Source organism: Janthinobacterium sp. MP5059B (genome assembly GCF_001758645.1).
Lineage (GTDB): Bacteria > Pseudomonadota > Gammaproteobacteria > Burkholderiales > Burkholderiaceae_D > Janthinobacterium > Janthinobacterium lividum.
Map to the genome: position 1 here is coordinate 91682 of NZ_LRHX01000007.1, position 13031 is coordinate 104712.

The 13031-nt window shown below is 64.1% G+C and carries 13 protein-coding genes; 7 read left to right on the top strand and 6 right to left on the bottom strand.

The features are described from left to right. Positions 1-11: 11 nt before the first annotated feature. The 6 genes from JAB1_RS10895 to JAB1_RS10920 form a co-directional block, all read right to left on the bottom strand. Complete coding sequence (locus JAB1_RS10895) at positions 12-848, bottom strand: ABC transporter ATP-binding protein (RefSeq protein ID WP_070258366.1); 837 nt, start codon at positions 846-848, stop codon at positions 12-14. A gap of 127 nt (positions 849-975) precedes the next feature. Beyond that, a complete protein-coding gene (locus JAB1_RS10900; RefSeq protein WP_070279957.1) occupies positions 976-2295 on the bottom strand; it encodes an ABC transporter substrate-binding protein in 1320 nt (439 codons plus the stop codon). A 65-nt stretch (positions 2296-2360) separates the two neighbouring features. Further along, entirely contained in the window at positions 2361-3419 is a 1059-nt protein-coding gene (locus JAB1_RS10905; protein ID WP_034752817.1) for a branched-chain amino acid ABC transporter permease, read from the bottom strand. Between the two features lie 83 nt (positions 3420-3502). Further along, complete coding sequence (locus tag JAB1_RS10910) at positions 3503-4399, bottom strand: branched-chain amino acid ABC transporter permease (protein WP_198521486.1); 897 nt, start codon at positions 4397-4399, stop codon at positions 3503-3505. Positions 4400-4418: 19 nt separating this feature from the next. Continuing rightward, positions 4419-5234 (bottom strand): ABC transporter ATP-binding protein, encoded by an 816-nt coding sequence (locus JAB1_RS10915; RefSeq protein WP_034753577.1) that lies wholly within the window; start codon positions 5232-5234, stop codon positions 4419-4421. A 14-nt stretch (positions 5235-5248) separates the two neighbouring features. Beyond that, positions 5249-7180 (bottom strand): AMP-binding protein, encoded by a 1932-nt coding sequence (locus tag JAB1_RS10920; RefSeq protein ID WP_070279958.1) that lies wholly within the window; start codon positions 7178-7180, stop codon positions 5249-5251. A 180-nt stretch (positions 7181-7360) separates the two neighbouring features. On the opposite strand from JAB1_RS10920, the gene JAB1_RS10925 reads away from it, so the two are divergent. Genes JAB1_RS10925 through JAB1_RS10955 form a run of 7 tightly spaced genes read left to right on the top strand, consistent with a single transcriptional unit; the run spans position 7361 to position 13031 of the window. Continuing rightward, positions 7361-8059 (top strand): Crp/Fnr family transcriptional regulator, encoded by a 699-nt coding sequence (locus JAB1_RS10925; RefSeq protein WP_034783773.1) that lies wholly within the window; start codon positions 7361-7363, stop codon positions 8057-8059. Further along, the gene (locus JAB1_RS10930) at positions 8046-8765 is read left to right on the top strand and encodes a hypothetical protein (RefSeq protein ID WP_070279959.1); all 720 of its coding nucleotides are present in this window, start codon (positions 8046-8048) and stop codon (positions 8763-8765) included. The genes JAB1_RS10925 and JAB1_RS10930 overlap by 14 nt, the downstream gene beginning before the upstream one ends. A gap of 30 nt (positions 8766-8795) precedes the next feature. Then, complete coding sequence (locus tag JAB1_RS10935) at positions 8796-10619, top strand: aminopeptidase P family protein (RefSeq protein WP_070279960.1); 1824 nt, start codon at positions 8796-8798, stop codon at positions 10617-10619. Beyond that, a complete protein-coding gene (locus JAB1_RS10940; RefSeq protein ID WP_070258377.1) occupies positions 10619-10867 on the top strand; it encodes a hypothetical protein in 249 nt (82 codons plus the stop codon). The genes JAB1_RS10935 and JAB1_RS10940 overlap by 1 nt, the downstream gene beginning before the upstream one ends. Then, on the top strand, positions 10868-11608 hold the full coding sequence (locus JAB1_RS10945) for an MgtC/SapB family protein (protein WP_034783768.1): 741 nt from the start codon (positions 10868-10870) through the stop codon (positions 11606-11608). Positions 11609-11613: 5 nt separating this feature from the next. Next, a complete protein-coding gene (locus JAB1_RS10950) occupies positions 11614-12201 on the top strand; it encodes a DUF924 family protein (RefSeq protein WP_070279961.1) in 588 nt (195 codons plus the stop codon). Between the two features lie 2 nt (positions 12202-12203). Beyond that, the gene (locus JAB1_RS10955; RefSeq protein WP_070279962.1) at positions 12204-13031 is read left to right on the top strand and encodes a Rossmann-like and DUF2520 domain-containing protein; all 828 of its coding nucleotides are present in this window, start codon (positions 12204-12206) and stop codon (positions 13029-13031) included.

Genomic DNA, 13031 nt, shown 5'->3' on the forward strand with positions numbered 1-13031 from the left:
TGCTTCCTGCGTCAGGCCAGCCAGCGCTTGCGGCGGCGGTAGAACTTCATGTCGCGGAAGCTCTTGCGCCCGGCGCTGGACACGCCCAGGTAAAACTCTTTGACGTCTTCGTTGCTGGCCAGTTCCTGCGCTTGCCCTTCCATCACGACTCTGCCGTTTTCCAGGATGTAGCCGAAGTCGGCGTAGCGCAGCGCCACGTTGGTGTTCTGTTCAGCCAGCAGGAAAGACACGTTTTCCTTGTGGTTCAAATCCTTGACGATGCCGAAGATCTCTTCGACGATCTGCGGCGCGATGCCCATCGAGGGTTCGTCCAATAAAATCATCGACGGCTTGGCCATCAGCGCGCGGCCGATGGCGCACATCTGCTGTTCGCCGCCCGAGGTATAGCCGGCCTGGCTGCTGCGCCGGGTTTTCAGGCGCGGAAAATAGTGATACACCTTTTCCAGCGCGTCTTTCAGTTCGCCGCGCGACAGGCTGCGCGTGTAGGCGCCCGTCAGCAGGTTTTCCTCGATGGTCAGATGGCCGAAACAGTGACGGCCTTCCATCACTTGCGACAGGCCCCGCTTGACCAGTTCATTCGGCGTCAATTGGTCCACGCGCTCGCCCTTGAACTGGACTTCGCCCTTGGTGACGTCGCCCCGTTCGCCGCGCAGCAGGGTCGAGATGGTTTTCAGGGTGGTCGACTTGCCGGCGCCGTTGGCGCCCAGGAGCGCCACGATCTTGCCCTGCGGGACTTGCAGCGACACGCCCTTCAGGACCAGGATCACGTGGTCGTAGATGACTTCGATGTTGTTCACCGACAGGTACGGTGGCGGTGTTTCCGGTGTTTGCGTGGCAGTGGGTGTCATGGCTGCTTCGTTTTCATAGGGTGTTGGCTTGTCGGATTACGGCCTGCGGCCTAATCCGACCTACGTCATATCCAGGTAGGTCGGATTAGCGCAACGCGCGTAATCCGACACCACCATCAGCAGCGATTTACTTCATGCACGCCGGCGTGATCTTTTTCTCTTCGGCGTACTTGTTCGACGATTCCTCGACCAGCTTGCGCACCAGGGCCTTGTCGCCGACGATCCATTTCGGCGTGATGGCGGTCCATTTCTTGCCATCCCACTGCTGCACTTTCACGGCGCCCGAGCCTTCATGGTCGTCGCAGCTGGTTTTCACGGTCGGGAACATGCCCAGCGCGCCGACGGCCTTCTGGCGCGCATCGTCGACGTTCAGGTTTTCCAGGCCCCAGCGCATCTGCTCGCCCGTGATCGGTTTGCCCTTGCCGAATTTTTCCTGCGCCACGCGGATCGCTTCCACCCACAGGATGCCGGCCGTCACGCCGCGCATGTGGTAGACGGAGCCGATGCGCGACTGGTCGGACAGGTTGCCCTTGCCGGACGCGTAGAGTTTCTTGCGGATATCGTCGAGCACGGGGTAGTTGCCCGGCGTATTGAACGTCATCGCCGTGTAGCCCTTGGCCGCATCGCCCGATGGAATCGTGTCTTCCTCGGAGCCGGCCCACCAGACGCCCAGCATTTTGTCGCGCGGAAAGCCGTTGCGCTGCGCCGTCTTGATGGCAACGGAATTCATCACGCCCCAGCCCCACAGGATCACGTGGTCGGGCTTGGCCTGGCGGATCTGCAGCCATTGCGATTGCTGTTCGCTGCCTGGCGGCGCGACGGGAATTTTCACCAGCTCGAAGCCGTACTGTTTCGACAGCGCTTCGAGCACGGGCAGCGGCTCCTTGCCGAAGGCCGAATCGTGGTACAGGTGAACGATCTTCTTGCCTTTCAGCTTGTCCATGCCGCCATCCTTGTCGCCCAGGTACTTGATCATGGCGGCGGCCTGGCTCCAGTAGCTGGAGATCAGCGGATACACATACGGGAAGACCTTGCCGTTGGCGGCGTCCGAGCGGCCGTAGCCGATCATCGTCATGGGGATCTTGTCTTGCGCCACGCGGTCGAGGATGCCGTAGGCGACACCGGTGGACAGGGTTTCGACCAGGGTGGCGCCGCCCTGCTTGGTTTTCAGGCGTTCATAGCATTCGACGCCGCGCGACGGGTTGTATTCGGTTTCGCATTCTTCCCAGCTGATCTTGACGCCATTCACGCCGCCGGCCTGGTTGACCAGATTGAAGTAGTCGATGATGCCGCCGTAGAAACCGGAGCCGCCGGCCGCGTACGGGCCCACGCGGTAGGACGGCAGGGCGATGTACTGTTCCTTGTCCTGGGCTTGCGCGCTGCCGGCCATGGTGAGTGTGGCACTGGCGATGGCGGCGGCCAGCATGAGCGATTTGATGTGTTTCATTGTGTGTCTCCTCTTGTTTTATTTGATTTCAAGTCAATCGACATCAGACAGCAAGGTACAAATTCCTAGTGCGGGAAAGGCCACAGGCGCAGTTTCTCCTTCGCGATCTGCCACAGCCTGGCCAGGCCGTGCGGTTCGACGATCAGGAAGAAAATGATCAGCGCGCCGAACACCATCAGTTCCAGGTTCGAAGCCACGCTGGTCGGCAATGCCAGGCCATGCGCGATGGTGTTCAGGAAGACGGGCAGCAGCACGATGAAGGCCGCGCCGAGGAAGGAACCGAGGATCGAGCCGACGCCGCCGATGATGATCATGAACAGGATGCGGAAGGACAGGTCCAGGTTGTACGCTTCCGGCTCCACCGTGCCCAGGTAGGCATACGCATACAGGGCGCCGGCCACGCCGCAGTAGAACGAGCTGACGGCAAAGGCCAGCAGCTTGGTGCGCATCAGGCGGAAACCGATCACTTCGGCCGCCATGTCCATGTCGCGCACGGCCATCCACGAGCGGCCCACGTTCGAGCGGATCATGTTCTTGGCCAGCAGCGCCATGCCGGCGACAATCGCCAGCACCAGCAGGTATTTGCTTTGCGGCGTGTCGAACTGGTAGCCGAGGATGGTCATTTTCTGCACCGTGATCACGCCCGAGGAGCTGTAGTTGGTGAGATACGGGATCTTGGTCAGACACCAGACGACAAAGAACTGCGTCGCCAGGGTGGAGGCGGCCAGGTAAAAGCCCCGGATGCGCAGGGAAGGCAGGCCGAAGGCGATGCCCACCATGGCCGCGCACAGGCCGCCGAGGATGAACGACACCAGCAGCGGCAAGCCTGGCAGGCGGGCCATGAAGTTATACGAGGCAAAGGCGCCCACGGCCATGAAGGCGGCCGTGCCCAGCGACAGCTGGCCCGCGTAACCGGTGAGGATGTTCAGGCCCAGTGCTGCCAGGGCGAAGATCAGGAAGGGAATCAGGATCGCCGACAGCATGTAAGGCGAGGCGAAATACGGCAGGAGGAAGACGGCGACGAGGAGCGTGGCCGTCAGCGCCAGGCGGTCTTGCCTGATCGGGAAAATCTGGTTGTCAGCCTGGTAGCTGGTCTTGAATTGTCCTGCTTCACGGTAAATCATGGCGTGTCCTTTGCTGGCTGTTTTGGCTGTTGTCGGGTTACGCGCCATGCGCCAACCCGACCTACGATGCTGTTACGGTGGCGTTATATTCGCCGGATGATCTTCTCGCCGAACAGGCCTTCCGGCCGCACCAGCAGGAACAGCAGGGCCAGCACATACGGGAACCAGCCTTCGATGCCGCCGCCCACCATGGGACCGAGGTAGACTTCGGCCAGCTTTTCCGACGCGCCGATGATCAGGCCACCGACGATGGCGCCCGGCACCGACGTAAAGCCGCCGAGGATCAGCACCGGCAGCGCTTTCAAGGCGATGAAGGTGAGGGCGAACTGCACGCCGTTGCGCGCGCCCCACAGCAAGCCGGCTACCATGGCCACCAGGCCCGCCACGCCCCACACGACGGCCCAGATGCGCTGCAGCGGGATGCCGACCGCCAGTGCCGCCTGGTGGTCGTCGGCGACGGCGCGCAGGGCGCGGCCCACCTTGGTTTTCGAGAACAGCAAGGCCAGGCAGATCACCAGCAGCGCGCAGATGCCGGCCGCCATCAGGTCGAACTGCGAGATGTTGATGTCGAAGCGGTCCATCAAAAACTGCATCGGCACGTCTTCGATGGGCAGGTCCAGCTTGTGCACCTGGGAGCCCCACATCAGCTGCGCCAGGCCTTCGATGAAAAAGGTCAGGCCGATGGTGGCCATGAACAGCGTGATTTCCGGCTGGTTGACGAGCGGGCGCAAGACCACCCGTTCAATCGCCATGCCCAGCACGATCATGGTGAGCATCGTCAGCGGGATGGCCAGCCACAGCGACAGGCCGAACTTGTCCATGATGCCGACGCAGGTGAGGGCGGCGAAAAACACCATCGCTCCCTGCGCGAAGTTGAACACGCCCGACGCCTTGTAGATCAGGACAAAGCCGATCGCCACCAGCGCATACATGACGCCCGACAGCAGGCCGCCGATCAGCACTTCAAAGAAAAAATTGATATTCATTGTTATTCCTCGTCTAGTGCGCCACGCCGAGATAGGCGTTGATGACATCCTGGTTGCTGCGCACCTCGTCGGGCGTGCCGTCGCCGATCTTCTTGCCGTAATCGAGCACCACCACGCGGTCGGAGATATCCATCACCACGCCCATGTCGTGCTCGATCAGCACGATGGTCGTGCCCAGCTGGTCATTGACGTCGAGGATGAAGCGGCACATGTCCTGCTTTTCTTCCACGTTCATGCCGGCCATCGGTTCATCGAGCAGCAAAATTTCCGGTTCGGCCACCAGCGCGCGGCCCAGCTCCACGCGCTTTTGCAGGCCGTAGGGCAGGCGCCCCACGGGCGTCTTGCGGATGGCCTGGATTTCCAGGAAGTCGATGATTTCCTCTGCCTTCTTGCGGTGCTCGATTTCCTCGCGCCGCGCCGGGCCCCAGTACAGGGCTTGCAAGAGGAAATTCGATTTCATCTTCAGGTTGCGTCCCGTCATGATGTTGTCGAGCACCGTCATGCCTTTAAAAAGGGCGATGTTCTGGAAGGTGCGCGCGATGCCGGACTTGGCGGCCGCATAGCAATCCATGCCGCGCCGGTGTTCGCCCCGGTAGATGATTTCTCCCTGCTGCGGGCGGTACACGCCGTTGATCACGTTGAGCATCGAGCTTTTGCCGGCGCCGTTCGGGCCGATGATGGCGCGGATTTCATGCTGCTTGACGTCAAACGAGATGTCGGTCAGCGCCTTCACGCCGCCAAACGACAGCGAGATGTTCTTCAGGTCGAGGATCACGGGGCCCGCCTTGCGGGCCGTGCCGAAATGGGCGTCGGGTTCGTTCATTTGCATCGTGCTGTGCTCCATCATGCGGCCAGGCCCTGGGGCCGATACGTTTTGCTGTCCCAGATCTGCAGGTCGGCGCTGGTCGAACCGGTGCGGCCATCCTCGAATTTCACCTGGGTCTCGATGTATTGCGTTGCCTTGCCCTCATACAGGGCGGAGATGAGCACCGCGTATTTTTCGGCGATGAATTTGCGGCGCACCTTGCGCGTGCGGGTCAGCTCGTCGTCGTCCGGATCGAGTTCCTTGTGCAGCACGAGGAAGCGGTGCACCTGCGTGCGGTCCATCAGCGGGTCGGCCGCCAGTTCCGCGTTGACTTGCTCGATGCAGTCGCGGATCAGGCCATAGGTCTCGGCGCGCGCCGCCAGGTCGGTGTAGCCGGAGTAGGCGATGCCGCGCCGCTCGGACCAGTTGCCCACCGCTTCGATGTCGATATTGATGAAGGCGCACACCTGGTCGCGCGCATGGCCGAAGGCCACCACTTCCTTGATGAAGGGGAAGAACTTGAGTTTGTTTTCGATGTAGTTGGGGGCGAACATGGCGCCGCAATTCATCTTGCCCACGTCGGCCGCGCGGTCGATGATTTTCAGATGGCCTTCGCTGTCGAACACGCCCGCGTCGCCCGTATGGAAATAGCCGTCGTTGTCGATCACTTCGGCGGTGGCGTCGGGACGCCGGAAGTAGCCGCTCATGGTGGCCGGCGACTTGACCAGCACTTCGCCATTCGCCGCCAGCTTGACTTCCACGCCCGGCGCCGGCAAGCCGACGCTGTCGAACTTGATATTGCCATCCGGTTGCAGACAGACATAGGCGCAGGTTTCGGTCGAGCCGTACAGCTGCTTGAGGTTGACGCCGATGGAGCGGTAGAAGCGGAACAGGTCGGGGCCGATGGCGGCGCCGGCGGTATAAGCCACGCGCACGCGCGACAGTCCCAGCACGTTTTTCAGGGGGCCGTAGACGAGCAGCTCGCCCAGCTTGTAGCTGAGGCGGTCCGCCAGCGATACGGGCTTGCCATCCAAAATCTGCGCGCCGCAGCGCTTGGCCACGTCCATGAAATGGCTGAACATGTGGCGCTTGATGCTGCTGGCGTCTTCCATGCGTATCATCACGCTGGTGAGCATGTTTTCGAACACGCGCGGCGGCGCAAAGTAGCAGGTGGGGCCGATTTCGCGCATGTCGATCATCACCGTGTCGCCCGATTCGGGGCAGTTGACGGTAAAGCCGGCCACCATGGCCTGCGCCAGCGAGAACAGGCAGTCGCCCACCCACGCCATGGGCAGGTAGGACAGGATGTCTTCCTCGTCGGTGAGCTTGTCGAAGGCGACGCCGCCAATGCCGGCAGCCAGCAGCGCCGTGTGGCTCTGGCATACGCCCTTCGGCTTGCCCGTGGTGCCCGAGGTGTACAGGATCACGGCGGAGTCGCTCCCTTGGCCCGCTGCCACGGCGGCGTCGAAAAAGCCCGGGTGTTCGCGGTCATAGGCCCGGCCCAGCACCTGCAGGGCGGCAAAGGACATCAGTTCCGGCTGGCGGTAATGGCGCATGCCCCGTTCATCGTCATAGGCGATGTGGGCGACGTGCGGGTACAGCGCTTTGAGTTCGAGCAGCTTGTCGACCTGCTCCTGGTCTTCGACGATGGCGTAGCGGATGTCCGCATCCTGCAGCACGTAGGCCATGTCGGCGGCCGGCGCGTCCTGGTACAGTGGCACGGGCACGCCGCCCAGGCTTTGCGCCGCCAGCATGGCCCAGTACAGGCGGGGACGATTATCGCCGATGATGGCCAGGTTCATGCCGCGCTGGAAGCCGATGGCTGCCAGGCCGCAGGCCAGCGCGCGTACTTCCTCGTTGACTTCAAGCCAGGTCCAGGTTTGCCAGATGCCCAGGTATTTTTCGCGAAATGCGGGCTTGTCGGATCGTACTGTCCCGTGTTGCAATAAGCGCCGCGGAAAAGTCGGCATTGCTGCTGTGGTATTCGTTTGCACCAGTGTCTCCCTGTTGCTTGTCTCAGGCCCCACCTCGTTGGATGGCGCTCTGTGTTTTTTATGTGTAAGGCGTTTGTGCAATGATAGTAGCTTGCGTTAGTTTGCCAAGTTGTCTTTTCGGGGACATTTACCCACTTTTCGATGGTGCATCGCACAATGACCAATCCTGATATCAGCCTCAAGGATGCCGTGCGCGCGGCCCACTGGGCACAGCTGCTCGATCCCGTTCAACTGGCCAGGGTCGAGGCGGATGTGTTTGAAACCTTCGTGCCGAAAGGCGGCTTTGTCTGCCGCAAGGGAGAGCCGGTGGACAACTGGATCGGCGTCATCAGCGGCATGGTCAAGATGAATAATTTTTCCGCTTCCGGCAAGGCCATGACCTTTATCGGCGTGCCGCCCGGCAGCTGGTTCGGAGAAGGTTCATTACTGAAGAATGAAATCCGCAAATATGACACCATGGCCCTGCGCGACACGCGCGTGGCGCGCCTGCCCGGCGCCACCTTCCACTGGCTGCTGGAAACGAGCCTGCCATTCACGCGCTTCCTGCTGATGCAGCTCAACGAGCGTTTGGGCCAGTTCATCGGCATGGTGGAAAACGAACGCCTGCTGGACCTGAACACGCGCGTGGCGCGCTGCCTGGCCTCGATGTTCAATTCGCACTTGTACCCGGGCGTGGAAACCCTGGTGCAGCTATCGCAGGAAGAAATCGGGCTGTTGTCCGGCTCTTCGCGCCAGCGCGCCAACCAGGCCTTGCAAGTGCTGGAAAAAAAAGGTTTATTGCGCCTCGATTACGGCGGCATCCGCGTGCTGGACCTGGAAGGCTTGCGCCGCTATGAGGCCGATGATGGCGAATGACGTGTCGATGGACGAGGTGCGGCACCTGACGGAGCAGCACTACCAGTCGTTCCTGCAGGCGCGCCTGGCTGGCGCCAAGGCCCTGGCGCGGCTCGATGCGGCCATGCAGGCACGCCACGCCGTGCTGCCGATGCCGATTACCCTGCGCGAACTGGCCTTGCTGCCGCAATTGCGCGATGCCTCCCTGCTGGCGCTGGCCCGCTCGCCGCACAGCGGGCATTGGAGCCGCGACGACATCGGCGATACGGATCCCGCGCAGGAGCTGGCCGGCGACGCCGCGTATGCGGATTTTGCGCGCGTCATCCTGGAAGAAGCGGCTGCGCACGTCGCCGCCATCCATGCGGGCCAGCTGCCGTATGTGGCCGATGCGGCCTTTGCCACGGCCGATTCCGGCGTGCTGGCGCGCGCCGCGCGGGTGGCTTCCTACCGCGATGACGCATGGTTCGCGCCCGTCATCGCCACCTTGCTGCCGCAGGTATGCGTGGCGCCCGGCACGGCGAAAAGCGCGCCGTCGCAGTCGCTGGCCATGGCGCTGGGCCATGGCGTGGAAACCATCCCCACCCAGGCAAGCCTGGAAGCCCTGCGCGCGGCGCTGGACCAGGTGCGCCACGCGGGCATCCGGAAAAAACTCGAACGCAACCTGAAACCGGCGGAAAAGGCGTTGCGGGCGCGCAGTGCCTTACCCGGGCTAATCGGGGTATCATAGGCACTTCCCAGCACCGCTCTTTTCGTCCCCATGCAGACACCTGACCAAGCCACTCCCGCCTCCCGTTTGTCGCAACTGCGCGGCGCCATGCGCGCGCAGCACATCGACGCCCTGATCGTGCCCTCGGCCGACCCGCACTTGTCCGAGTATCTGCCGGCCCGCTGGCAGGGCCGCGAGTGGTTGTCGGGCTTTACGGGTTCCGTCGGCACGCTGGTCGTGACGCAGGATTTCGCCGGCGTGTGGACCGATGGCCGCTATTGGGAACAGGCGGAAGACGAACTGGCCGGCAGCGGCATCGTCCTGAAGAAAATCCCGTCCGGCGCCAGCGTGCTGTATATCGACTGGCTGGGCGAGGCCATGCAGCCGGGGCAGACGGTGGCCGTCGATGGCGCCGTGCTGGGCCTGGCCAATGCGCGCCTGCTGCAACAGGCGCTGGGCGCGCAAGTGACGCTGCGCACGGACACCGATGTGCTGCAAGCCGTGTGGCCGGATCGCCCGGCCATGCCCGCCGCGCCCGTGTTCGAGCATGCGGCCGCGTATCCCTCGCTGTCGCGCACGCAAAAACTGGCGGCCCTGCGCGCCAGCATGGCGGCCCAAGGCGCCAGCCACCATGTGATTTCCACGCTCGACGACATCGCGTATCTGTTCAACCTGCGCGGCGCCGACGTCAGTTACAACCCCGTCTTCCTCGCGCATGCGCTGGTGGAACCCGAGCGCGCCACGCTGTTCGTCGCCGACGGCAAGGTGCCGGCGGCCCTGCGCGCCACCCTGGAGAGCGAGGGCGTGGACGTGGCCGCGTATGACCGTGCCGGCGCCGCATTGGCCGCCTTGCCTGCCGGCGCCACCTTGCTGCTCGACCCGCGCCGCATCACGTTCGGCACGCGCCAGGCCGTGGCAGATGGCGTGCGCGTGGTCGAATCGATCAACCCGACCACCCTGGCCAAGTCACGCAAGACGGACGGCGAAGCGGCGCACGTGCGCGCCGCCATGGAGCAGGATGGCGCCGCCCTGTGCGAGTTTTTCAGCTGGCTGGATGCCACCCTGGCCGATCCGCAGCGTGCGCCGTTGACGGAAATCGGCGTCGACGAGCACCTGACTGCCGCCCGCGCGCGCCGCGCCGGGTTTGTCAGCCCCAGTTTCGGCACCATCGCCGGCTTCAATGCGCATGGCGCCATCATGCATTACCACGCCCATGCGGATTCGGCCGTCACTATCGAAGGCGACGGCTTGCTGCTGATCGATTCGGGCGGCCAGTATTGGGGCGGCACCACGGATATCACCCGTGTGGTCCCCGTCGGCACGATCACGGCCGAGCACAAGCGCGATTTCACCCTGGTCTTGCGCAGCATGATCGCCCTGTCGCGCGCGCAATTCCCGCGCGGCGTGAAGTCGCCCATGCTGGACTCGATTGCGCGCGCGCCCCTGTGGGCCGAGGGCATCGATTTCGGTCATGGCACGGGCCACGGTGTGGGCTTTTTCCTCAACGTCCACGAAGGGCCGCAATCGATTTCCCAGTCCGCCATGCCGGAGCCGCAGACGGCCATGGAACCTGGCATGATCACTTCCATCGAGCCGGGCATCTACCGTCCCGGCCAGTGGGGCATCCGCATCGAGAACCTGGTGCTGAATGTCCCGGCAGGGACGACGCAGTTTGGCGAATTTTTGCGTTTTGAAACCCTGACCCTGTGCCCGATCGACACGCGCTGCGTGGAGCGCTCGCTATTGCGCGACGACGAGGCGGCCTGGCTCAACGACTATCACGCGACCGTGCGCGCGCGCCTCGCGCCGCACTTGGCCGCGCCGGCCGATGCGCCTGCGCTGGCGTGGCTGGCACAGCGCACGGGAGCCATCTGATGCGCTCGACCCGCGCCACGTCCGCCATCGAGCGGCTCAAGGAACGCACCGGCCAGCGCCTCTACACGATGGCGCGCACGGGCGATGAACTGTTCTTCCTCACGGAAGGCCCGGGCTTGCCGCCCCTGTGCCCGCCGCTGGAACTGGACGCCTTTGTCGCCTTCGTCAATGGCCTGGGGCCGCAAAAGGCGCGCCGCGTCAGCAAGCTCGACGTGGCGTTTGAAAAGCAGTTGAGCAAAAAGCCCTAAATGCCGACCATCGACTTCCTGCGCGCCTACTGGTCGCCGGCCGAGCTGGCGACGAATGGCGTGATCCTGCTGAACCTGCTGGGCGCGCTGCTGCTGGGCTTGTTGGTTGGCTATGAACGCTCGTATCACGGGCGCGCGGCGGGCATGCGCACCTACAGCCTTGTCTGCATGGCTTCGGCCGCGCTGACGGTGCTGGGCGGCTATCCCGAGTTCTGGTACGGCGGCCATGGCGCCATCGTCGGCAGCGACCCCACGCGCGTCATCCAGGGTATCGTCACGGGCGTGGGTTTTCTCGGCGCCGGCGTCATCATGCGCGAGGGTTTCAATATCAGCGGCCTGACGACGGCCGCCTCGATCTGGGCCTCGTCCGTGATCGGCATCATGGTCGGCATCGGCTTTTATCTGTCGGCCATGGGCCTGGCCTTCCTGTGCGCGATGGCGATGATTTTTCTGTCAAAATTGGAGAACTGGCTGCCGTCGCGCCACGCGGTGGCCATCACCATGCGCTTCCGCCAGGGGTTTATTCCGCGCGAAGATGCGCTGCGGCGCATGGCGGCCAAGCGCGGCTACGACATCGCCAGCGGCTCGCTGACCATCGGCAGCAATGAAGGCATGCAGGAATGGCGCTTCGTCGCCATCGCGCATGGCAAGAACACGGGCGCCAGCCTGTCCGCCATGTCGGCCGAACTGGCCGCTTTCGAGGGCATTGCCGGCTTCCAGCTGTCGCACGCACGCAATTGAAAAGGATGGACATGGATGCACAGGCCCAAGAGGTACTCGATTTCTGGTTCCTGCCGCCGGATAACCCGGATTACGGCCAGTCGCGCATGGAATGGTTCCGCAAGGATGACGGCTTCGACGCGCAGATACGCGACCGTTTCGGCGCGCTGATCGATGCCGCCATCGAGGGTGGCTTGCGCGAGTGGGACACGGCGCCGCACGGCGCGCTGGCGCGCCTCATCGTGCTCGATCAATTCACGCGCAATGTGTATCGCGGCACGCCGCGCGCCTTTGCCGGCGACGCCCGGGCGCTGGCGCTGGCTCTATCCTTGACCGAGCAAGGCCTTGATCAGCAGCTGCCGCCGATGCTGCGCGCCTTCGCCTACCTGCCGTTCGAACACGCGGAAGACCTGGCCATGCAGGCGCGCGCCGTCGAGCTGTTCCAGATGCTGTCGCAGGCGCAGCCCGGCTTTGAGGGCATGCTCGACTACGCCGAGCGGCACCAGGAAGTGATCGCCCGCTTTGGCCGCTTCCCGCACCGTAACGCCATCCTGGGCCGCGCTTCCACGCCGCAGGAGCTGGAATTCCTGCGCCAGCCGGGATCAAGTTTCTAGACATGAACGTCACCCTGAATATCATCGGCGCCGGCCATGTGGGCCGTGTGCTGGGCCGTTTGTTCGCCGGCGTGGAGGGTGTCGCCGTGCAGGACGTGCTGACGCGCTCGATGGCGTCGGCGCAATCGGCCGTCGATTTCATGGGCGCCGGCACTCCCGTCGCCAGCTATGCGGCCTTGCGGCGCGCCGACGTCACCATGCTGGCCGTGGCAGACGACCAGATCGGCCCCGCCTGCGCGGCGCTGGTGGCCGAAGGACGCCAGGCGGGCGCCATCGTGTTCCACTGCAGCGGCGCGCTGGCGTCGAACGCGCTGCTGGCCGCCACGCAGGCCGGCGCTTTTGTCGCCAGCGCCCACCCGATCCGCAGCTTTGCCGACCCGCAGCAGGTGGCCGCCACCTTTGACGGCACGTTTTGCGGTGTCGAAGGCGATCCGCTGGCGCTGGCCTTCCTCACGCCGGCATTGAACGCCATCGGCGCGCGTCCCGTGCCCATCGACCCGGCCGCCAAGACCCTGTATCACGCCGCTGCCGTCTTCGCCAGCAATTACCTGGTGACGGTGCTCGATGCCGCCTTGCGCGCCTACCAGGCGGCCGGCATTCCCGAGCCGGTGGCGCGCGAACTGGCGCAGCCTCTGGTGACGGAAGCGGTGGCCAATGTGTTCCGCCTGGGCGCCGCGCCCGCGCTGTCCGGCCCCATCGCGCGCGGCGATTCGGCCACCGTGCGACGCCAGCAGCTGGCCGTGCAAAGCTGGGATGCCGCCACGGGCGAGTTGTACCGGGCGCTGGTGGCGCCCACGCAGGATCTGGCCAGGCGCAAGCGCGGGGGATGA

Bases quoted from the DNA above. Each gene is read 5' to 3' on its own strand.
- JAB1_RS10895 (WP_070258366.1), bottom strand. From the start codon at position 848: ATGACACCCACTGCCACGCAAACACCGGAAACACCGCCACCGTACCTG.
- JAB1_RS10900 (WP_070279957.1), bottom strand. From the start codon at position 2,295: ATGAAACACATCAAATCGCTCATGCTGGCCGCCGCCATCGCCAGTGCC.
- JAB1_RS10905 (WP_034752817.1), bottom strand. From the start codon at position 3,419: ATGATTTACCGTGAAGCAGGACAATTCAAGACCAGCTACCAGGCTGAC.
- JAB1_RS10915 (WP_034753577.1), bottom strand. From the start codon at position 5,234: ATGCAAATGAACGAACCCGACGCCCATTTCGGCACGGCCCGCAAGGCG.
- JAB1_RS10920 (WP_070279958.1), bottom strand. From the start codon at position 7,180: ATGCCGACTTTTCCGCGGCGCTTATTGCAACACGGGACAGTACGATCC.
- JAB1_RS10925 (WP_034783773.1), top strand. From the start codon at position 7,361: ATGACCAATCCTGATATCAGCCTCAAGGATGCCGTGCGCGCGGCCCAC.
- JAB1_RS10930 (WP_070279959.1), top strand. From the start codon at position 8,046: ATGATGGCGAATGACGTGTCGATGGACGAGGTGCGGCACCTGACGGAG.
- JAB1_RS10935 (WP_070279960.1), top strand. From the start codon at position 8,796: ATGCAGACACCTGACCAAGCCACTCCCGCCTCCCGTTTGTCGCAACTG.
- JAB1_RS10940 (WP_070258377.1), top strand. From the start codon at position 10,619: ATGCGCTCGACCCGCGCCACGTCCGCCATCGAGCGGCTCAAGGAACGC.
- JAB1_RS10945 (WP_034783768.1), top strand. From the start codon at position 10,868: ATGCCGACCATCGACTTCCTGCGCGCCTACTGGTCGCCGGCCGAGCTG.
- JAB1_RS10950 (WP_070279961.1), top strand. From the start codon at position 11,614: ATGGACATGGATGCACAGGCCCAAGAGGTACTCGATTTCTGGTTCCTG.
- JAB1_RS10955 (WP_070279962.1), top strand. From the start codon at position 12,204: ATGAACGTCACCCTGAATATCATCGGCGCCGGCCATGTGGGCCGTGTG.